The sequence below is a fragment of the Sungkyunkwania multivorans genome, from assembly GCF_042675645.1.
Classification (GTDB): domain Bacteria; phylum Bacteroidota; class Bacteroidia; order Flavobacteriales; family Flavobacteriaceae; genus Sungkyunkwania; species Sungkyunkwania multivorans.
Genome location: NZ_JBHTJH010000010.1, coordinates 201,596 through 222,980, shown reverse-complemented (window position 1 = coordinate 222,980; position 21,385 = coordinate 201,596). Strand labels below are relative to the sequence as shown.

The window sequence follows — 21,385 nt, the reverse complement described above, 5'->3', positions numbered from 1 at the left end:
TAAGATGGAAAACAAGAAAGAATTGAGAAACTGGCTGGATGCTCATCAATTAGAACACCCTTTGGTAATTGCTGGCCCATGCAGTGCGGAGACCGAACAGCAAGTATTGAAGATCGCTCACGAATTAAAGGATTCGGATGTGTCCTACCTTCGCGCAGGGATTTGGAAACCGCGTACCCGTCCTGGTAATTTTGAAGGGGTCGGCGCCATCGGATTAAAATGGTTACAACGTGCCAAGGAGGAGACCGGCCTGCTTACTGCTACCGAAGTCGCAAACAAGGCGCACGTGGATCTGGCATTAGAACATGATGTGGACATGCTTTGGATAGGTGCCCGATCTACCGTGAGTCCCTTTATTGTACAGGAAATAGCCGATGCATTGAAAGGAACAGACAAGGTGGTTTTAGTTAAGAATCCAGTAAATCCCGATCTTGCACTATGGTTGGGAGGAATAGAACGTTTGCACTCGGCAAATATCAACAAGTTGGGGGTCATTCACAGAGGGTTTTCCACCTACGAAAAGACCAAATATAGAAATATTCCCGAGTGGCAAATAGCCGTGGAACTTCAAAGTAAGTTTCCAGATCTTCCGTTGATCTGTGACCCCTCGCATATTACAGGAAAGAGAGATATGATCTTGGACGTTTCACAAACGGCACTGGATCTCAACTTCGATGGCTTAATGATCGAAACGCATATCGACCCGGACAACGCCTGGAGTGATGCGGCACAGCAAGTAACTCCAGCTGCGCTAATCCAAATTATGAAGGATCTTAAGATACGTAAGGTCATGGATGATGAGGCAGAATTCAATAATAAGTTGACCACCTTACGAACGCAGATCGACGTGATCGACCATCAACTGATCGATACCCTTGGTAAACGGATGAAGGTGGCAGACGATATCGGACATCTGAAAAAATCCAAAAATGTGGCGGTACTTCAAAATAAGCGCTGGAATGAGATCTTGGGCAAGATGATCCTAGAAGGCGAGGGTAGAGGACTTAGCGAAGAGTTTGTGCTTCGAATGTTCAAGGCTATTCACCAAGAGTCGATCAATCATCAAGAGAAGATCATTAAAAGTTAAACAACAAAAAATCCCGCCAAAGAGCGGGATTTTATATGCTTTGCGATTTACTTGGTTATTGGATGTGTATCCTAAAAGGCAAAGCCGGTTGTAAGTCTATAAACAAAGGCGAAGATGATCGTTGCGATAAGTCCTACGCAGAACATCGTTGCCACTTTGAAAAGGAATGCTACGAAAGCGTTCTCTATTTGGTTAAATGCGTTTGAAAAAATGCTGGTGAAGTGTAATAATGTTGTCATATCCGTATGTTTTATTGTTAAGGCAAATAATCGTTTTCTATATTCCAAAGATGGGGCAAGAACAGAGATTCCAAAACTTTTTTGGACGAACAAACCCGAAAAATAGATTAAAAGGCAAAATGCACGTTTTTTTCGGTTAACAACACTTTTTTGATAGTTCACAACAAAAAAGAAATGTTTCACAACAGAAAGATAATTGCAGGAAACGAAAAAAAAGCGGTCTCAATACGCTTACGGGAAAGATATGTGGTGACATCGCTTCCTTGATTTTTTATGCAAGCCTCCATAATTAATTTTGCAAAGAAAGGGGTACACCGATTTCAAAAGATCTTTATAGAAATAAAAAACCCCGCATGTGCGGGGTCCTTTTTCATGTGTGGTTATTGGTTACCTATATCTTAAAAGGCAAATCCGGTAGCAAGTCTATAAACAAATGCAAAAATGATCGTTGCGATAAGTCCCACGCAGAACATGGTTGCCACTTTGAAAAGGAATGCTACGAATGCGTTCTCTATTTGATTGAATGCGTTTGAAAAGATATTGGTGAATTGTAATAATGTTGTCATATCCGTATGTTTTAATGTTAAGGCAAATAATCGTTTTCTATAGCCCAAAGATGTGACGGCGATATGTAACCCTAAACTTTTTTGGACGAACGAGCATAAAAAATAGACGAAAGACCAAAATCGAGCTATTTTTTTCTGTTTACAACACTTTTTTGCCCTTTCACAACAAGAAAATGACTTTTCACAACAGGCTATAAAATTCGAGGTAAAGGTGAATTTTTTAAAGGATCTAATCGATTGTTACCGAAACCATCGTACGATGGCATCACATTTTTTGATTGAACAACCAGAAAAATGAATGTTGATGTAAGGTGAATTTGAAGAAATTTTTGCTGGAGAGCAGAAAAGTATGGCATGGTAAAAAAAAAACCCCGCATTAGCGGGGATCTTTATTTCATGTGTGGTTATCGGTTGTCTATGTTGTATATCTTAAAAGGCGAATCCTGTTGTAAGTCTGTAAACAAAGGCGAAGATGATCGTTGCGATAAGTCCTACACAGAACATCGTTGCCACTTTGAAAAGGAATGCTACGAAAGCGTTCTCTATTTGGTTGAATGCGTTTGAAAAGATGCTGGTGAATTGTAATAATGTTGTCATATCCGTATGTTTTATTGTTAAGGCAAATAATCGTTTTCTATACCCCAAAGATGAGGCAAGAATGCACTCGAGTAAATTTTTTTGGACGAACAAACCCGAAAAATAGATTAAAAGGTAAAATGCACACTTTTTTCGGTTAACAACACTTTTTTGCACTTTCACAACAAAAAAGTACATTTTTACCACAAAACAGGAAGTATGTAAATTTGTATAAAAATCCCTTTAAGGTTAATGCAATAGATATAAAAGGATTATTTTGCACGGGCTTATTTATAGAATTTGATGACAGGAATCGTATATAAATCTACTGGAAGTTGGTACACCGTTAAAACGGCGACGGGCGAGGTATATGAATGCCGCATCAAAGGCAAGTTCAGGATACAGGATATTAAAAGTACCAATCCGATCGCCGTGGGCGATGTGGTCGATTTTAAACTCGACACCAAAGGTGATGAGTTAACAGGGGTGATCCATCACATTCACGATCGGAAGAATTATATCGTACGCAAATCGGTCAATCTTTCCAAACAGATCCACGTCATCGCTTCCAATATCGATCAGGTATTTTTGATGATCACCTTAGACAACCCACCTACATTTACCAGCTTTATCGATCGCTTTTTGGTCACTACAGAGGCTTACGATGTAAAGACCGTGTTGCTCTTCAACAAAATAGACACCTACTCAGAAGAGGATCTGTTGGAGATAAAGTATTTGGCAGCTATATATCGTGAGATCGGATATGAATGCATTGGCATCTCGGCCAAGACCAAAAAGAACGTTGACCAGGTGAAGGCCATGATGGCTAGCAAAGTGAGTATGTTTGCGGGTCATAGTGGTGTTGGGAAATCTACGTTGGTCAATGCTATCGAACCCTCCTTGAACTTGAAGACCAAAGAGATCTCTGAGCAACATCGCCAAGGCCAGCATACGACGACTTTTGCAGAAATGTTCGATCTAAGCTTCGATGATGCGAAGATCATCGACACCCCGGGTATCAAAGGTTTTGGTGTAGTCGACATGGACAAAGAAGAGATAGGCGATTATTTCCCCGAGTTCTTCAGACTAAAAGAAGATTGTAAATTTCATAATTGTTTACATCTCGAGGAACCCAAATGCGCGGTCAAAGAAGCCTTGGAAGAAGGAATAGTAGCATGGAGTCGATACCGAAGTTATGTGCAGATCATTCAAGGTGAGGACGAAAATTATAGAGTGGACGTCTATGACGAAAAGAAATAACCAACGATGAGGGCCGTCATTCAGCGTGTGTCCGAAGCCTCTGTTAAGGTAGAAGGCGAGGTCGTGGCGAAGATCGATAAAGGACTTCTGGTATTGCTAGGTATTGAGGAAGCAGATACGAAGACCGACATTCAATGGCTTTCTAAAAAAATATGTAATCTTCGCATCTTTAACGATTCGGATGGTGTGATGAACCATTCTATGCTCGATGTCCACGGGGAGGCGATCGTTGTAAGTCAATTTACACTTCATGCCAGCACTAAGAAAGGTAATCGTCCCTCCTATATCAGGGCGGCCAAGCCAGAGATAGCAATTCCGCTATACGAAAATTTTATTCTACAATTTGAGAAGGACCTTGGCAAAAAGGTAGGCAAAGGTATCTTTGGAGCTGATATGAAGGTCGCTCTTCTCAACGATGGGCCCGTAACCATCATCATTGATACTAAAAACAAGGAATAGTCTTACAAAGGTCTGCGTTTATACAAGAATCCTGCGTTCACAAAATATTTTTTGTATTTGGCAAACAGGATAGTATATTAGCGCGCTTAATTAATTTTATTTGTCCCGTGAATAGTGCTAAAATGCTTCTTTTCGTATCGTTGATCGCATCAACGATGCAACTTTTCGCACAAGAAAAACAATATTCGTACAATGCTATCCCCGAAGAACTGCTTAAAGGGGCCAATGCCGTTGTAAGACTCGACGAGACGTCCATAGAGGTCAAAGCGATCGATGAAATGGAGGTGGTGCAGAGACGGATAGTCACCGTCCTCAATAAAGAAGGAGATGCTGCGGTCGATGCGTATGTAAATTATGACCCGAACACTAAAGTGAAAAAACTAGAAGCGATAGTGTATGATATGAACGGAAATGAGATCAAGAAGATAAAAAAAAATGATTTTAACGATGTCAGTGCTGTTGATGGAGGAACACTTTATGCGGACAATAGAACAAAATATCTAAGGTATACTCCGATTGCATACCCATATACGGTGAAGTTCGAGTGCATAACTGAAAAGATAAACACCGCATTTATCCCATCTTGGATTCCAATTGATAGCTATTCGCAGAGCTATGAGAAAACAAGTTATTCAATTAAAGTGACTGAGGGTTTCAATATAAGAACGAAAGAGAAGAATTTTGAATACTTTGATATACAGAGAAAGACTGAAGGTCAATCATCATTTCATTATGAATTGAAAAATGTCCCGTCGTCTAAATATGAATCCTATAGCCCTAGTATTTTAAGGATTCACCCATACTTATTGGTTGCCTTAGACAAGTTTCACTTGGAAGGTGTGGATGGAAGTGCTGTTAGCTGGGAGGAATTTGGCAGGTGGAGATATGAGGATATGATTAAGGGTAGGGACTTGTTACCAGAGTCCACCAAGACAGAAGTAGAGCAATTGGTTCAAGGAATAGAAGACCCAATAGCGAAAGCAAAGAAGATTTATGAGTACGTGCAGGACAATACCCGATACATCAGTGTGCAATTGGGAATTGGGGGCTGGAGCCCGATTGAAGCTGAGGAGGTAGATAGAGTAAAATATGGCGACTGCAAAGGACTTACCAATTATACAAAGGCACTGCTCGCATCACAAGGTATAGAATCCTATTATACGGTGCTTTATGCAGGTAATTATCAACGAAGTATAGAGAGTGATTTTGCCTCGATGCAAAGTAATCATGTGATCTTAAATATTCCTAACGGTGATGAGAACATCTGGTTGGAATGTACAAGCCAGGTGCTCCCATTCAATTTTTTAGGAGATTTCACGGATAACAGAGATGTATTGGTCTTAACACCCGAGGGTGGCAAGGTAAAACATACCCATGTCTATCTGGACGAAGATAATTCATTAAAGACCGTAGCCGAATATAGTTTGTCCAAAGACGGCAAACTAACCGGAGATGTGATTATGACTTCGCGAGGTATACAGTACAACGATCGTTTTAGCCAGATAGGAGGTCTTTCAGAAGAAAAGCAACAGAAATATTACAAAGAATATTGGGACAACATCAATAATTTAGAGGTAAGCGAAATCAACCTTTTAAATATCAAAGATCTTGTCACTTATATGGAAACGGTGAACGTTTCCGCTGAGAACTATGCAACTGCCACTTCCGAAGGGTTGCTCTTTCAATTGAATCCCTTCAATGTTAATGACCATGTACCAAAGCGATATCGAAACCGAAAGCAGCCATTCGAGATCCTTCGTGGGTATTTGGACACTGACGAATATACCATCACCTTGCCTCAAGGTTATAAACCTTCATCTTTACCGGCACCCATCAAACTATCGACGAAGTATGGTGATTATGAGGTCTCCCTTCAAAAAGTTGAAGACAACACCCTGAAATATACTCGTAAGTTCCTTTTAAAGCATGGTTTTTACCCAAAAGAAGAATATAATGCCTATCGCAATTTTAGAAGAAAGGTAGCGAAAGGCGACAAATTGAAAATAATACTCGTAAAACAACAACCCTAACTATGTTAAGAAATGTATTGATGCTGCTAGTCCTGTTGAACGGTCTAGCACTAAGCGCACAGGAAGTAAAATTTGGAAAGGTATCCAAAGAAGAACTCGAAGAAAAAGCATACCCGACAGATTCTACTGCTTCTGCAGCTTATTTATATCGCGATATCAAGATCGATTACCGATTCAATATCAGTGAAGGTTTTAAGATCTACACCGAAGTTCATGAACGCATAAAGATCTATGACAAGGATGGTATGGACTATGCCACACAGCAGCTGTTCCTATACGACTCGGGGAATTCAAAAGATGAGGTCTCTGGACTAAAAGGATATACCTATAATCTCGTAGATGGTGAGGTGGTCGAAACAAAACTTAGAAAGGATGGTATCTTTGACAGTGAACGGTCCAAGTATTGGAACGAAAAGAAATTCACGTTCCCAGATGTGAAGGAGGGGTCCGTGATCGATTATAAATATATGATCGTCTCTCCCTTCACTCAAAACATCGATGAGATAGATCTACAGAGCTTCATCCCCATAAAGGAGCAACATATTAGAATTGAGATACCCGAATACTATGTATTTAAGCCAAATTTTAAAGGATTTTTAAGTGTGAACCCCATCAATACAAAAGGTAGGGGTACCGCAAGATGGACAGAAAAAAATGGGTTAGTGGATGCCAGGGGATATGCTACTGGATCACGCCAAGTGAGAAATAGAACCATAGAATATACCTCGAATATCACCAAATTCAACATGACCGATGTGCCGGCTTTAGTTAGTGAGCCTTATGTGAATAATATCAACAACTATCTGTCGGCTGTTAAGTATGAATTATCGTATATAAAATTTCCCAATTCGCCCTTAGAGACCTTTTCTAATAGTTGGGAAGCCGTGGCCGAACGAATTTTTAAGAGCGACGCCTTTGGTGGAGAGCTTAGAAAGGAAAATTACTATGCCGACGAGTTGGATGCAAAACTCGCAACCGTTTCGGATGAAGTGCAAAGATTGGCAATCGTTTTCAACCATGTAAAAGAAAAGGTAAAGTGGAATACCTATCGCGGTGTATACGCTGACGACGGTGTAAAAAAAGCATATAAGGAAGGAAGTGGAAATATCGCAGAGATCAATTTAATGCTGGTGTCCATGCTAAAGCATGCTAAGCTGCGAGCATATCCGGTATTGGTAAGTACCAGAGACCATGGGGTACCTATGTTTCCTACCAGAGAGGGCTTTAACGCAGTGATCGCTGCTGCCAAGATCGGTGACAACTATGTGTTATTGGATGCCACAGACCCTTTTAGTTTGCCAAATGTACTTCCAGTACGGGATTTGAATTGGTTTGGAAGGATCATCACCGAGGACGGAAATTCTACCTCCATCGATCTGATGCCAAGAAGTACATCTCTAGATGCTATCAATATGATGGTGTCGCTGACTGATAGCGGCAGTATAGAAGGGAAATGTAGAGAACAGTATACCATGCATAGTGCGATGATGGCGCGTAAACGATACAATAGCACCAACCAAGAGGAATACCTCACCTCCTTGGAAGAGCGGCACGAAGGCATAGAAATATCAAATTATTCCTTAAAGAACCATCAGGAGATCGGCAAGCCGATGATCGAGAGTTTTGATTTCTATAAAGAAGATGAGATTGAGACCATTGGCGATAAGCTCTATTTTGCTCCGCTTTTTCACTTGAGGGAGGAAGAAAATCCCTTTAAACTAGAAAAGCGAGAATATCCTGTAGATTTTGCCTTTCCAAGAGAGTTCAAGTACATGGTACATATAAAGATTCCTGAAGGTTACGAGGCGGAGAGCGTGCCAGAGTCGACCGCGATCGCTTTACCCGACAATTTGGGAGTGTTCAGATATTCCATCAAAAAATCTGCAAATTCGATCCTATTGAATGTGAATACAACAATCAATGCTGCGGTGGTTGGGCCTGTATATTACGCTTCCTTGAAGGAATTTTACAATAAAATTGTAGAAAAACAGGCAGAACGTGTAGTTTTGAAGAAAATATAAGTCTCATGGATATCAAAGACGCGCAGCTGGTCGTCGATCGCTGGATAAAAGAACATGGGGTACGTTACTTCAATGAGCTCACCAACATGGCGCAACTTACCGAGGAGGTGGGCGAAGTGGCTCGGATCATCGCCAGGCGCTATGGAGAACAAAGCGAAAAAGAAAGCGATAAGGACAAGGATCTAGGCGAAGAACTGGCCGATGTGGTCTTTGTGGTACTCTGTTTGGCAAATCAGACAGGAATTGACCTGCAGGCGGCCTTTGATAAAAAAATGGATAAAAAGACCAAGCGCGACCATGATCGCCATCATAATAACGAAAAGTTGAAGTAGTAAAAGCTATCTAAACTTCCTATATTTGATTCCCGTTTGTCACTGAAACGTTTTAGTGCAAAACGGGAATCTTTTTTAATAAGACCTGATTTTTATAAAGTTGAAGGAAACCGAGGCGAAAAGATCAAAGGTCAAAGTAGTTCCGCTCGCAGGTGGGGCCTATTATTTATATCCTAATTGGGTCTAATGAATATCAAGTTAAGTACCACGAACCAACACATTCAGAACAGCATACAGATCACGGGATCTAAAAGCGAGAGCAATCGCTTGTTACTTCTCCAAGCCTTGTACCCCAATATCTCGATAGAAAATCTGTCCAACTCCGATGATTCCCGAGTCATGCAACAGGCATTAAAGGTATTTGAAGAACCTTCCTCCACCCTTGGAGTGGGGCTCGCAGACATTCATCATGCCGGGACGGCCATGCGTTTCTTAACAGCTTATTTTTCGATTCAAAAGGAGAGGGAAGTGGTGCTCACGGGTTCTAAACGTATGAAAGAACGTCCCATTAAGATCTTGGTGGAGGCGCTTAGACAGTTAGGGGCAGATATTTCCTATGAATTAAACGAGGGCTTTCCTCCTTTGCGCATCAGAGGAAAACAGTTGACGGCTTCTAGAGTGTCGTTGTCAGCCGATGTAAGCAGTCAGTATATTTCGGCCTTATTGCTTATCGCACCAAAGCTTCAAAACGGATTGAAGCTGGAATTGGAGGGGAAGATCACCTCGGTTCCCTATATCAAAATGACGCTGGCATTGCTCAGTACGTTAGAAATCGAAACTTCCTTTGATGGCAACATCATCAAGGTCCTTCCAAAGGAAACAGTGGCAGACACCCAATTGGTGGTCGAAAGCGACTGGAGTTCTGCCTCCTACTTTTATAGCATCGCGGCGTTGAGCGAACTGGGCTCGGAAATAACGCTATCCAGCTATAAACAAGACAGCTTACAGGGAGATTCGGTCTTGGCCGAGATATACACGCAGTTTGGGGTGGTAACTACCTATGAAGGCACCAGTATCGTGCTTAAAAAGGTGAAAGACCATGAGGACACCACGATCAACTGCGAACTGGCAAATGCGCCTGACATCGCGCAGACCATTGCGGTCACATGCTTGGGCCTTGGAATGGGTTGTGATCTTTATGGATTGCATACCTTACCGATCAAGGAGACCGATAGATTGGCGGCCTTACAAACCGAGTTGCAGAAGTTGGGCGCTGAGGTAGAGATCACCGACAAGAGTTTGCATCTAAAACCTTGTGAGACGATCATTGAGCATATTGCGATCGACACCTATCAGGACCATCGCATGGCGATGGCCTTTGCACCCTTGGCACTGCGGGTGACCATCGCCATCAATGAGGCCGAGGTGGTCTCCAAATCCTATCCGGATTATTGGAAGGATCTGGAGCGTTTAGGGGTTAGAATCGTAGAGATTTAGTGTATCCAATTTGTACTTCATGAAACCCGTTGGTTTCCCAGTTACTTGTATTCGTGTAGCGATATCTGAAAAAGAATTGATTGGTCTTACTGGATTTAAAGAAAACTTGTAATTCTAATTGATGCAGCCAACTAAAATTATCCTGCCCAGTTTTCAGGAAACTTTCTTCAGAGGAAATATCTGCAAAATCTTCCGTCACCGTATTGAAACGAATCGGTCTGAATCTAAAAAAACCTCCGTATCGTTCTTCTGGACGAACTCTATAAATAAAGTCTGGATAAAACCGCCAGGTGCTTGTTTGTGTCTCAGTTGAGAGACCTGTTTTGGTAATTTCATTATTGCTGAAAGTTCGTAGAGAATCTACTGCCAGCGTTCTCCCATATCTAAAACCACCGTTGATTTCGACCCGCGACTTTAACCCTGGCATATCCACTGTAAAAATATTAAGATCTGCACCGACCGAAAGGTTTTCATAGCGCAAGAGCTCTAGATGAGTGGTGTATTTAGATGGGGTGTAGGTTCCATTGCTGAAGGCATCTCTATAGGATATGGGCATTCGCTTGTCAGCATCACCGATTCTCGACCATACCAAGCTTAAATCCAAGTAGTTTGCCACACCAGTGTTCATGCTTCTACCGACTTTACTCAACCATTTACCGTGTCTTCTTGTAAAGATGGGAATGTTCTTATTGACTTCGAATTGAATGAGGCTGTTAGGCTCTTTTTCATCAAAGCCAATAAAATCACTAAAAATATTTAGTTTTAGAAGTTCTGAAGTTTTTTCTTTTTTCAGTACGATATAGCCATCGTTGTATTCTGGGTCTCCTTTATTAATTGTTGCGACCAAATCTCTGGGGCTGAAGTTGGTTCGATCGTTCTGATGCTTTTGGACGTACATTTTTAACACATCGCGCAGGGACATCACGTAGGTTTTCTTTTGTCCGTTAAAATGGTAGAGATAATAGTTGTCAAAATCAGCATAGTCGGTTTTAGAACTTAGACCAATCGGGAATTCATTAACGAATTTTAAATCTTTGGTTAGAATGAAATCTGTTCTTTTTCCGTCTAAACTGTCCTTTTCACTACTGTAGATTTCTCCTAAAACCTCTTGAATCTGTTTTCTAAGATCATATCCTATATATTCTGGTAGCGATATCCCATTTATTTTTCCAACTACCGTTATATTTTCTAAAAAACCGTCATTTACATCTAGTTCGATATTTTCTATCTCAAATGAAAATTGTGAAAAGGACTGAATACTTTTGTGGATTTTATATGTTAGTTCATTAAGACGGACTTGTTTAGTTTCAATTGTCCTTTTAAGTTTTTCTATTTCTTTACTGACCGAAGTATTTAGTGAATCGTTTTTTTCCTCAATCGACTCTCTCTTGTCATTTACTAATTTTAAAAGCGAACCTTTTATCTCGTTAATTTTACTCCAGTAATTGAGGTCACCGCTATTTTCTAAATAAATAGATTCTCGTTTGCTGGCGTTATAAGCATACAAACTATCTATCTTCTTTTTCAGGATTGCTTCATTGGCTTCACCTTCAATAATTGCTTCCAGATTTTCTTTTCCTTTACGCAATGCTTCTCTCGGATTTAGATTGTTCGGTAAGTACCAGAAACTATCACTATAGCCAATAAAAATATTGATATGATCAAGCATGCTCGTTTGAACCTTTTTCTCTAGCTTTCTTACTTCATTTCGATGATAATTCAACGATTCTCGCTCATCTTGATAATGGTCAATTATTGTTTTGAATTTCGAATTTTGAATGGAATATATAATGTCTTCAACTTGAAGTTTATCGATGTAATATTTCTTAAATTTTCTTCGATTCATCCAAGGGGTCAAGTCGAAAGTGTCTTTTTTCCCGTTGGCGATCGCATCCCTGTATCTATGATTGTAAAGCCTTTTGTGGAATAATCGGAGATTAGCTGTATCAACGTCTTTGGTATTGTAATAGATCTCACTCTTTTCCTCAGCCTTACTAATTTTTATCCTTTTAGGCCAATCATCTCTCTCACCTTCATAATTTCTTATTTGCTTCATCTTTCTTCGAGCCATGATCTTATATTTGTCCTCTAGATTCAGGCCATATTGGTCCACTCCTTTGGTAACTGTAATTCCTTGTGTGTTGAAATAAAGAATTCCAGCATCGGGCTCATTGTCATATTTGAACAAGGTGGTTATTGAAGATTCAAAATACTGATAAATGAAGTCGTAGGCCTCTTTATCTCTTGGTGTTATAGAATTCTTAGATGGGCTACTGTCTGGCAATAAATAGGAAAGTTCTTTACCTTTACAACTTCCTTTGTAATCTTTGACAAGCTTGTTAAGTCCCACAATCAAATTTTCTTTAATAAAAGGTGAGACGCTCGTTTCTCCTTTGATCATAGTAGCTGTGGTATCGTTCTCTTTAGTTGCTTGAGTGATCTTAATCTTAATATTATTTGGAGTCAATGCGGTTCCAGAGATTTTAAAGTTGTCCTCACAAATTTTAATGTTGATCTCTGGAATCTGCTTCTGCCCAAAAACTATCCCAACACTTACCAATAAAAGAAAGGTCATATATTTTTTCATCGATCTACTGCTTTATGATATTAATGGATAATTGTTGGTTGTTTACCGAGTAAGAGAGGGTGTCACGGAGCATGTCGTTCTCAAAAGAGAACTTGGGAATACTATCTTGGATGCTTGACAAGGTGCCAATATCGCCCTCATCGTCATTCTTTGAGCTGCCGATAAAGAGCGAGCTGCTGTTATAAATGCCCCGAATGGACCTAAAGGTGTCGGTTTCATTCTCAGCGTAAAGTTCCAATTGTCCATCCATATCGATATAGCCAGAAACGACAAAGAATTCTTCCGGATTCAGAACGCTATCGTTCTGAACACTCCAAAGGGCCACCTCGCCTTTGTAGTTACCACTGATGTCCATAGTGCCAAGACCGAACCTGAGCAGGGAGATCTCAATGGTGTTGGTGTCGATCTTGGTTTCACCTGCCTCGTTTATGGTCAAGGTGTCGTGCACACTGGTGGCCGAGCCCGAATAAATAAAATCAAGATTCTCAAAGGAGCGCTTCTCGTCCTTAAAGACATAGATGGTATAGTCCATGTCCAATGCGTCCTCGGTCAGCTTCTGGATGCTGAGTTGCGTCTTAAACGGAGCGATGCTTGCCGCCAGTTCGCTGGTCTGAATGAATTCAAAACGTGCCTTTCCAGGGATGGATTCCGAATAATTTAAGGTGGTGCGCTCTTCGAGTGGGTCGATGGTGGTTGGGTCTTCACAGGAAAAAAAGGAGTTGGAGAGCGCGCAAAATAGGAGCGCTCCCAGACAGCGTATACAGTGTTTCATAATCTAGTTGGGTTGGTGTTTTAAAAATAGGATAAATACTACAAAATAAGTTGTGGTAAAACCGTAGAAATTCTACTTTTATGACGCAGTAAACTGCACTTCGCCAATTAATACACCAATTACTTGACAACCCCTGTCCACAGATTGTATATTTGCAGCTTGAAAAAATCATATAAATGAAATTATCACATTTTAATTTTGACCTTCCGCCAGAATTATTGGCAGAATATCCTTCCGAAAACAGAGACGAGGCTCGTTTGATGGTCTTGAATCGCGAAAAGCAGACCATCGAGCACAAATACTTTAAAGACCTGATCGATTATTTTGATGAGGGCGACGTGATGGTGCTAAACAACACCAAGGTATTTCCAGCACGCCTGTATGGGAACAAGGAAAAGACCGGTGCGCGCATCGAAGTGTTCTTGTTACGAGAGCTGAACGACGATCAGCGTCTTTGGGATGTGTTGGTCGATCCGGCACGAAAGATTAGAATTGGTAATAAACTATACTTTGGCGAGGACGAGAGTCTTGTGGCCGAGGTCATCGATAATACGACTTCTAGAGGCCGAACGCTACGCTTCTTATATGATGGGTCGTATGAGGAGTTTAGACATAAATTGACCGAATTGGGAGAAACACCACTTCCAAAATATATAAAGCGCGATGTTGAACCAGAAGACGAGGAGCGCTACCAAACTATTTATGCTAAGAACGAAGGTGCCGTTGCTGCTCCGACTGCGGGATTGCATTTCTCGAAGCATTTGCTGAAGCGCTTAGAGATCAAGGGTGTGGATCTTGCCGAGGTGACCTTACACGTAGGATTGGGAACATTCAACCCCGTTGAGGTGGAAGACCTTTCCAAGCATAAGATGGATTCTGAAGAGTTGGAGATCGATACCGCGGCGACCAATGTCGTAAACAATGCGATCCAACAAAAGAGAAGGGTATGTGCCGTTGGGACGACCGTGATGCGTGCGTTGGAGAGTTCGGTGTCCTCAGAGCATACCTTGAACGAGTTTAGAGGATGGACCAATAAGTTTATCTTCCCTCCCTACGAGTTTAGCATTGCCGATAGTATGATCACCAACTTTCATACGCCAAAATCGACCTTGTTGATGATGGTTTCTGCCTTTGCCGGCCACGATTTTATCATGAAGGCCTATGACGAGGCGATCAAGGAAGGCTATAAGTTCTATTCGTATGGCGATGCCATGTTGATCATCTAAGCATACGGTTTTATATTCAATATCTAAAACCCCAGCCCCGAAACTTCGGGGCTGGGGTTTTTTTGTGTGTTTTTATGATAAAGACCAATGGGTAGATACGTATTGGTAGTCTTAAAGAATTGAAACACGTCATTACGATGCCGAGACTTCGGCAGAAGTGATCTGTCTATCTTGAATTAGAATTGAGCGGATTCCTTGGCTTCGCTCGGAATGACGGTCAATAGGACACCCTCTTTTAATGCTCAAAGAATTGTATTCAGGTCTTGCCTGCCTATAATCGCCATGATTTCAACAATGTCGTTGTTTACCCTAAAGTAAATACTATCGGATCCACAAACGCAACGTCGATACCCTTTTCGTATAAAGTCTACCGATTCAAACGAGAAAGGGCTTGCCGCGATAAGGTCGAAATACTCAAAGAACGTATGGAAGTATTTGTCGGCCTGGCCCATTCCAAATTGCTGTACTCCGTATTGATGAATTCTGATCAGGTCTTCCTTGGCTTCATTACTCAATCGGTATTCAGCCATTAAGCAAAGACTTTGATTTGCTTAAGATCTGTTCTTTGCTGTCAGTCGTAAACCCGCTGTTCTCAGCTTTCTCCAATTTTGCTTGTATCCAATCGATTTGGACCTGTTGTTTTCTGGCCTGTCTTATCAGATCATTGACCAGCTCACTCTTGCTCGCGTATTCTTTATTGTCCACCTGCTCTTTTAGCCATTCATCGTTTGGCTTTGTGAAGGAAATACTTTGTCTTGCCATAGTTGTTGTATTTGGTGCGAATTTACACCAAAAATGAATCAATAGCAAATGTAAAGAATGTTGCTGGTATGTACGGTGATATCGAGACCGGCTTAATTACATTCTGCCTTATGGAATTCTAAAAGTTTGTCTATCAAAAGATGGATTTCTTTTTTCTCTTTGATTTTAAAATCAACAAAGATTATCAACCCAAAAAAAACAAAGATCATAGGAAGCATCCAACCACCTTTAACTAATAAGACCATTGATACCAAAATTCCGACAACTAATAAGATTTTAGCGGCAACGTTAATTGGATATTTAAAGACGAACTTTAGGTCGTAACTCCCGACATCATTTAAAACTCCGATCAATCTATGGTTATTTGGAAAACGATTGCGGGTCAATTCAAACTTTTCTGGGCTGACATAGCCATTGTAGCAGCCGCTCGTGATCAAATTATTGAGGATTTCTAAATTTTTATCATTTCGGCTGATCGTTTGCTTCATTGTCTCCTCTTTCTTTCACATGGTTTCGATCAGTTTGTCTGTCCATTCGATGATTCGGTCTTCGTCCTCAGTAATTTTTTCAATTAGGCTCGAAAAATCTTCGTCAAGCTCACCATTATCAAAAATCAGCTCTTCATTTAGATATTGCCACTTTCCTTTGTTCTTTTTCAGAAAGGCTACGATTGCTATCAAATTACTACTGTAATCAATATGGGCGTTAATAAAAGGTAAAAAGATTGGTTTTTGGACGGAATCCTTTTTCTTTATGCCTTTTATAACGCCTTGGAGTGCTTTATTGTCTTCAGGAATACCTTTATTAAGACCCTTGATGATCTCCATTCTTCTCTTAAAATGATCTTTATAGATTTCAGATTGACTCTGATAGCGTTTTAGCACTGCTATTTGATACTCGCACTCTGCTATATCATTTAAAACTGCATAATCCAAGATCCTTGGTTCCATTACCGAATCATAAGATCTTTCCCAGTTGACCATTACCGTATTGTTGATCGCAGCAAATTTTTGCAGATTTCTATAGACCTCCTGTTCGTTACCAGTTGTATTTTGAATAATTTTTGACAAGCTTTCATCTACATTCGCCATATGTTTTTCATACGCCGAATCTATATCTTCTTCGTTATTAATCTCGTCTTTATATGTCGAAAGGGATTCAGTCATCTTCTCAATATTATCGGTTCTTTCCTTGCTCATTGCCTCCATCTCTTTCATTATGCCATAGCACATAATGGCTAGTACAATATTAAAGGTATGGGTTCCGGCATATCTTTTTCGACCTCGAATCAGCCAAACAATCACTGAAAATAGCAATGGTATAAATCCGATGCCAATCCATGAACCTGTAAGATGCCCAAGGCTGGCTGCGTTGATTCCGTCACTTCTTAAAAAGACAAATGATGAAATCACAATTACGATCAGCACAAAGATCCAGTTAACTTTTGATAATCTGAAAGCATGTTTATTTTCTTTCATTTTTTTCTTTAAGTCTAATCAATTTTTCTTACCACCGATTTTCGACTAATACATTTAATTCGTAATCTGTGCGGTTACATGACTTATATACTGCCATTCCGCGCCAAGCAAGAAAAATAGTTTATTTTGAATGATAAATTGCAGAGACTGACCGTTGCGGGGAACATTAAGGTTAGCTGCTACTGTTTATTCACTTCTTTCTTTGAGTCTTTTTAATAGATTCACCATATGTTGTTCGGAGTGTACCCGCATTAAAAATTCGAAATGCCAAAGCGCATCATCCTCACTTGTATTCTCCATCCTCCATTTAACAGCTAACATGTCTTTTATGATATCAGCTAAATCGTCTAACTCATCTTCAATTCCAACTTCTACATTTGGCTCCATTTTATTCGAGTCCAAAACCGAACTGTACCAACCGAAATCAGGAAAGTTAGACTTCACATTTTTTAGAATCTCGTTATAATCAAAATCTGGCTCGTCGTCATAGTCCGATTCATCAAATTCAAAATTGACATTTAGGAATTCCAAGTAAATTTCGACCAAGAGTCTCTTCAAAACATTGGTTTTATCTTTTACCTCTACTTCCGGATTAACTCCAAATTCAGTGATCTTTTCTATAAGGACTTTTAATTCGCTCACGTATTTCTCAAATGTGTTTGGGGTACTAAATAAACAAAATTTTGTTTAATCCTCTTTATTTTGGTTGCTTCATGATCGATAATTAGATATCCATACATCGAGGTATTGGTTACGGCGACAACTAGGCGTTGCGAGAGATTTAATATCATGTTCTTAGGAATTCATTGCTCTGCTACCATTCAGCATTCTAATTCTAAAATATGATTTTTAGAACATCATATAAAAATGTCACAATTAATCCAGTTGTAATTGCGTAAAAAATCCCTCTATGCATTGATGACAAATCGTTTTTAGACTTATATTGAATCTTAGGGTATAACCACCTGAAATAGTGGAACAGAACCCTTAGTGTGAGCATACTCAAGAAAAAAACATAAATAAAAACTGCGCTTCTAAGAAAAGAATTGGAAAATAAGTTACTTATCTCGTTGCTAAGCTTATAACAAGACCAAAAACTCATCGGAATACCAAGAATCCAAACAATGAAGTCATAAAAACTGTTTTTGTGAATTCTCGGAAATGTGGACGAACGCCTATCGAAAAACTTGTCTATTTCGTTAAAAACACCATTTACCCAGGTATTGTCATATCCTTCAACAGTAAAAAAAGAATCATTAGGAGTACTTTCGCTTGGTAAAAATGAGAAATCTAAGACTCTGGGTTTTGTAAAATCTAGTAACACTCTAAATCGATTACGTGGTGGGTGATTGAATTTAAACTCATAAAGCAATTCACTACTTACATAAACTGATTTCACCTGTTCGGGGAAAGATACCGAATCAAAAATTTCATCTATCGAGCCAAAAAGCTCCTCTCCATCTGAACCGGTCAAAGTCAATTTAAGCAGAGCGCAACTTTTCAAGCTTTCTATGGATTGTTCCAACTTATCGACGGGAGGAACCATTGATGCAAGATGATTGCATTCAATTTCACAAGCTGAATCAGCTCTTTCCTGTAAAACTTTTAGAAACTTCAATAAGTCATCTTTGCCAATTGTCAGTGACTCAATCGGTTTATGAAATCTATTTTTTACTAATGTATCTGACATTTCAATGCAATTCAAAATTGAATTAGTCGCCCGGGATAGAGTATTTAAAGATAGGAAATTGGAGTCAATTTTTATATGTGTTGCTGCGTATCTGGCTTAAACCACCAGTCGCAGACTGGCGATAGCGGGGGTTGTCGAGTCTTGACAGTTATTCAAACACAATCGACGACGTCCTAAAAACCTCCCCATCCAATGCAACCGTCTTGGAGATGATCTTGGCGTTAAGGGTATCGGTGGTCCTAATTGTCGCGTCCTTAAAAACAGCCTTTAATACCAAAAAAGTGGTATCGGCAACGGTCTCTTGGCTAATGATCTGTAGTTCTTCCAAACTGGCATCAGCAGATAGGGTTTCAGTAAAAATTCTTTCCTTGAGCTTTACGCTAAAGTCGGGATGCTGGGCCTCGAGTCGGGCACGATCTAACTGGTCCTGGATCCGTTGCTTGGCCAGTTGCAGATAGGCGTCTTCGGTGGTCATGATAGAACCTTCCACGAGGTCGGCCTCTGCCTCGATCGCTGGGGCCATTTCCTTGCTGGTGTTGTTGGCACAAGACCACAACAGCATCAAACTTAGTATGTAGTACCATTTTCTCATGGCGTGATCTTAAATTTAAGTTTCGCGATCTTTCCATCGCTATAACGCGTTTCTACGATCTGCAACTTTTGTAAACTTTGGGTCGGCGTGGTCAGCTTGTCGATAAATTCTTGTTTCTCATAAATAGTGACGCCGAGTTGCTGTGGCAATAGCTCAAAGATCAAGGCATCATCGGCAATGAGCTTGTCCAATACTTCTCGTCGTTTTTGCCAATCTTTTACCTTACCATTGGTATAATAATGCAACATCAACGCATAGTCGTCTGTTTTTAGATAGACCTGATTCTTCCCGCTAGCAAGTGTTCTGTAGATCGTATCGTTCTTATGATAGGGCGATTGCGCCACCAATCGGATATGGTCCTTTTTGGTGGCCCAGTCAAAACAACCTAGGCTGTCCGTCTTTGCATGGGTGGGGGATTCGCCCTCGTTTAAAATGATAATGTCGATGGTAATATCTCGTATCGCCTCCTTCTTATCCGCATCCACAAAGCAAAAATGAAAGTGATGCGTCGTGGGAATCATCGAATAGGCGATGGCAACGATGATCAATGAAGCCAATACGATAGGGATCAATATTTTTTTATTGACCTTCTTTTCGCTACTGTCGACCTGGCGATGCTGTTCCTTAAAATGATTCCAGCTCTGGTAGTCTGCATAGGTAGACAACAAGTTGAGAATATCGATGCGCGGAAGTTTTTCTGGCGTGTTCTTCACATAGCTATAAAACCATTTCTCGCTGATACTTCCCTGAACCTTGGCTCTAAGATCCTCTTGAAATTGCACGATATCCTGGCCTTTCCAATCGGTCATATTAGCGGCAGAAGCCGAATTGTTTTTGAGAAACACGGCCGCCACTTCTTGTAAAAGCAGCTGGAAAAGGGCAATATCATCTTTAGGGTCAGCCATTAAAGCACACTCTTGTAAAACAGTTTACAGATCATTTACAAACGCTTTGCAAAAGATGCAAGGCATCTGTCGATAGGTTTGCTGCAACAATTTAAACTTTAAAATGATGAAGACAAAAAAATTAATGACGTTCCTAAGTTTAGGACTATTGATCGCCGCTTGTAGCCATGAGCCTTCTATGAAGTATTCTGAAAATGTCGACATGGAGACTGTAGCCGAAACCGCCGATGCCAACAGCATTTCTTCGGAAGAAGGCAGTTTGGCCCCAAAAACGAATACCGACCTCCTAAGCAACCTAAAGATCATCAAAAATGCCCAATGTCGTTTTAAGGTGGCGGATATCGACAGTGCCGTACAGAAGGCTAGAGCCATCGTCACACAGCACGGAGGCTATATTTCCGATATGCGCTATCAGCACACGAACTACCATTTGGAGAATCGTTTTACGGTTCGCGTACCTCAGGAAGATTTTGAGCCTGTGATGCAACAGCTAATAACCTTGGCGGAGTTTGTGGATTTCAATAATGTGACCACCAAAGATGTTTCGGAAGAATATATCGACCTGCAAACCCGTCTTAAGACGAAGCAAGAGGTAAAGGCACGCTATGACGAGATTCTGCGAAGCAAGGCCAAAACGGTGGAAGAAGTACTATTGACGGAAGAAAAACTACGGGTCTTACAAGAAGAGATCGAGGCGGCCCAAGGCCGATTGAAGTTTTTGAGCAATAAGGTAGCGTTGAGTACCATTCAGGTGGATCTCTATGCTGCGGTAGCACATAAAGCCGAACCAGAGGTTTACACACAGACCTACGGCTCCAAGATGAAAGAAAGCTTGAGCTTTGGTTGGGAGCTGCTATCCAATTTGTTTTTGGGATTACTTTATATCTGGCCATTTATTCTTTTGACGACTGGAATCATATTGTTTTTTAGATTCCGGAAGAAGTAATTGGAGGATTGCTGGCAATACCTAAAAACACGATTCAAAAAATCCTTCCCTTTTTATGGGAAGGGTTCTTCGTACATATAGTCAAGATTTCCCAACCACCCTCCTAGGACGAATGATAAATGATGATCAGCCTCGCAGAGGTTTCTCTCCCCTGGGAGAGACGGAAGGGAGGACCTCTAGTTAGAAAGCCAAGAGTGATTTTTCTGAACAGAGAGAAGAAAAATTGCCCGCCCGCCGGTTTACCCGCCTATGGAGGGCAGGCAGGTATCGAGAACGCCTATGTTCTGGCGCCCCAACAAACTGCCCGACAATATAAGTAGATAAACAAAGCTATTCCAAAGCCACTAAACTCATCAACTTATCAACTAATAGACACATCATAAAAACGCATCGATAACTAACCAATTTACCTTATTTTTA

At 40.6% G+C, this 21,385-nt stretch carries 22 protein-coding genes; 9 read left to right on the top strand and 13 right to left on the bottom strand.

The window, feature by feature from the left end; translation table 11 throughout:
* Positions 1-4 precede the first annotated feature (4 nt).
* A complete protein-coding gene (locus ACFQ1M_RS11165; RefSeq protein ID WP_386408200.1) occupies positions 5-1,087 on the top strand; it encodes a chorismate mutase in 1,083 nt (360 codons plus the stop codon).
* A gap of 71 nt (positions 1,088-1,158) precedes the next feature.
* Here ACFQ1M_RS11165 and ACFQ1M_RS11160 read toward each other — a convergent pair whose 3' ends face one another.
* The 3 genes from ACFQ1M_RS11160 to ACFQ1M_RS11150 all read right to left on the bottom strand — a co-directional run bounded on the left by ACFQ1M_RS11160 (position 1,159) and on the right by ACFQ1M_RS11150 (position 2,489).
* On the bottom strand, positions 1,159-1,326 hold the full coding sequence (locus tag ACFQ1M_RS11160) for a DUF6747 family protein (RefSeq protein ID WP_386408198.1): 168 nt from the start codon (positions 1,324-1,326) through the stop codon (positions 1,159-1,161).
* Positions 1,327-1,724: 398 nt separating this feature from the next.
* Positions 1,725-1,892, bottom strand: a complete 168-nt coding sequence (locus ACFQ1M_RS11155) for a DUF6747 family protein (RefSeq protein ID WP_386408196.1) — start codon at positions 1,890-1,892, stop codon at positions 1,725-1,727.
* 429 nt (positions 1,893-2,321) lie between these two features.
* Positions 2,322-2,489, bottom strand: a complete 168-nt coding sequence (locus ACFQ1M_RS11150; RefSeq protein ID WP_386408194.1) for a DUF6747 family protein — start codon at positions 2,487-2,489, stop codon at positions 2,322-2,324.
* Between the two features lie 282 nt (positions 2,490-2,771).
* Between ACFQ1M_RS11150 and rsgA the strand changes: the two genes are divergently transcribed.
* From rsgA to aroA, 6 genes are all read left to right on the top strand, one after another.
* The gene (gene rsgA / locus ACFQ1M_RS11145) at positions 2,772-3,728 is read left to right on the top strand and encodes a ribosome small subunit-dependent GTPase A (RefSeq protein WP_386408192.1); all 957 of its coding nucleotides are present in this window, start codon (positions 2,772-2,774) and stop codon (positions 3,726-3,728) included.
* A gap of 6 nt (positions 3,729-3,734) precedes the next feature.
* Positions 3,735-4,187, top strand: a complete 453-nt coding sequence (dtd, locus tag ACFQ1M_RS11140) for a D-aminoacyl-tRNA deacylase (protein WP_386408190.1) — start codon at positions 3,735-3,737, stop codon at positions 4,185-4,187.
* Between the two features lie 122 nt (positions 4,188-4,309).
* Positions 4,310-6,217 (top strand): DUF3857 domain-containing protein, encoded by a 1,908-nt coding sequence (locus tag ACFQ1M_RS11135; RefSeq protein WP_386408188.1) that lies wholly within the window; start codon positions 4,310-4,312, stop codon positions 6,215-6,217.
* 2 nt (positions 6,218-6,219) lie between these two features.
* A complete protein-coding gene (locus ACFQ1M_RS11130) occupies positions 6,220-8,238 on the top strand; it encodes a DUF3857 domain-containing protein (RefSeq protein ID WP_386408186.1) in 2,019 nt (672 codons plus the stop codon).
* A 5-nt stretch (positions 8,239-8,243) separates the two neighbouring features.
* Positions 8,244-8,570 (top strand): nucleotide pyrophosphohydrolase, encoded by a 327-nt coding sequence (locus ACFQ1M_RS11125; protein ID WP_386408184.1) that lies wholly within the window; start codon positions 8,244-8,246, stop codon positions 8,568-8,570.
* A 186-nt stretch (positions 8,571-8,756) separates the two neighbouring features.
* Complete coding sequence (gene aroA, locus ACFQ1M_RS11120) at positions 8,757-10,007, top strand: 3-phosphoshikimate 1-carboxyvinyltransferase (protein WP_386408182.1); 1,251 nt, start codon at positions 8,757-8,759, stop codon at positions 10,005-10,007.
* On the opposite strand, the gene ACFQ1M_RS11115 is transcribed toward aroA, so the two are convergent.
* Both ACFQ1M_RS11115 and ACFQ1M_RS11110 read right to left on the bottom strand, forming a co-directional pair.
* Positions 9,988-12,594, bottom strand: a complete 2,607-nt coding sequence (locus ACFQ1M_RS11115; RefSeq protein ID WP_386408180.1) for a hypothetical protein — start codon at positions 12,592-12,594, stop codon at positions 9,988-9,990. The two genes, aroA and ACFQ1M_RS11115, sit on opposite strands and share 20 nt — an antisense overlap.
* Before the next feature lie 4 nt (positions 12,595-12,598).
* A complete protein-coding gene (locus ACFQ1M_RS11110) occupies positions 12,599-13,366 on the bottom strand; it encodes a hypothetical protein (RefSeq protein WP_386408179.1) in 768 nt (255 codons plus the stop codon).
* A gap of 176 nt (positions 13,367-13,542) precedes the next feature.
* Here ACFQ1M_RS11110 and queA point away from each other — a divergent pair, with 176 nt between their 5' ends.
* Positions 13,543-14,592, top strand: coding sequence for a tRNA preQ1(34) S-adenosylmethionine ribosyltransferase-isomerase QueA (gene queA, locus ACFQ1M_RS11105; RefSeq protein WP_386408177.1), 1,050 nt, complete (start codon positions 13,543-13,545; stop codon positions 14,590-14,592).
* A gap of 242 nt (positions 14,593-14,834) precedes the next feature.
* Here queA and ACFQ1M_RS11100 read toward each other — a convergent pair whose 3' ends face one another.
* From ACFQ1M_RS11100 to ACFQ1M_RS11065, 8 genes are all read right to left on the bottom strand, one after another.
* Positions 14,835-15,122, bottom strand: coding sequence for a type II toxin-antitoxin system RelE/ParE family toxin (locus ACFQ1M_RS11100; protein ID WP_386408175.1), 288 nt, complete (start codon positions 15,120-15,122; stop codon positions 14,835-14,837).
* Positions 15,115-15,354, bottom strand: a complete 240-nt coding sequence (locus tag ACFQ1M_RS11095) for a ribbon-helix-helix domain-containing protein (protein ID WP_386408173.1) — start codon at positions 15,352-15,354, stop codon at positions 15,115-15,117. The genes ACFQ1M_RS11100 and ACFQ1M_RS11095 overlap by 8 nt, the downstream gene beginning before the upstream one ends.
* A 92-nt stretch (positions 15,355-15,446) precedes the next feature.
* On the bottom strand, positions 15,447-15,842 hold the full coding sequence (locus tag ACFQ1M_RS11090; RefSeq protein ID WP_386408171.1) for a hypothetical protein: 396 nt from the start codon (positions 15,840-15,842) through the stop codon (positions 15,447-15,449).
* Between the two features lie 15 nt (positions 15,843-15,857).
* The gene (locus tag ACFQ1M_RS11085; protein WP_386408169.1) at positions 15,858-16,832 is read right to left on the bottom strand and encodes a hypothetical protein; all 975 of its coding nucleotides are present in this window, start codon (positions 16,830-16,832) and stop codon (positions 15,858-15,860) included.
* A gap of 186 nt (positions 16,833-17,018) precedes the next feature.
* Positions 17,019-17,474 carry a DUF5063 domain-containing protein gene (locus tag ACFQ1M_RS11080; protein ID WP_386408167.1) on the bottom strand — a complete coding sequence of 152 codons (456 nt, stop codon included), beginning with the start codon at positions 17,472-17,474 and terminating at the stop codon, positions 17,019-17,021.
* Positions 17,475-17,667: 193 nt separating this feature from the next.
* Complete coding sequence (locus ACFQ1M_RS11075; protein WP_386408165.1) at positions 17,668-18,522, bottom strand: hypothetical protein; 855 nt, start codon at positions 18,520-18,522, stop codon at positions 17,668-17,670.
* A gap of 148 nt (positions 18,523-18,670) precedes the next feature.
* Complete coding sequence (locus tag ACFQ1M_RS11070) at positions 18,671-19,114, bottom strand: hypothetical protein (protein ID WP_386408163.1); 444 nt, start codon at positions 19,112-19,114, stop codon at positions 18,671-18,673.
* Positions 19,111-20,019 carry a hypothetical protein gene (locus ACFQ1M_RS11065; RefSeq protein WP_386408162.1) on the bottom strand — a complete coding sequence of 303 codons (909 nt, stop codon included), beginning with the start codon at positions 20,017-20,019 and terminating at the stop codon, positions 19,111-19,113. Before ACFQ1M_RS11065 ends, ACFQ1M_RS11070 begins: the two co-directional genes overlap by 4 nt.
* A 103-nt stretch (positions 20,020-20,122) precedes the next feature.
* Between ACFQ1M_RS11065 and ACFQ1M_RS11060 the strand changes: the two genes are divergently transcribed.
* Positions 20,123-20,965 (top strand): DUF4349 domain-containing protein, encoded by an 843-nt coding sequence (locus ACFQ1M_RS11060; RefSeq protein ID WP_386408160.1) that lies wholly within the window; start codon positions 20,123-20,125, stop codon positions 20,963-20,965.
* Positions 20,966-21,385: the final 420 nt, after the last annotated feature.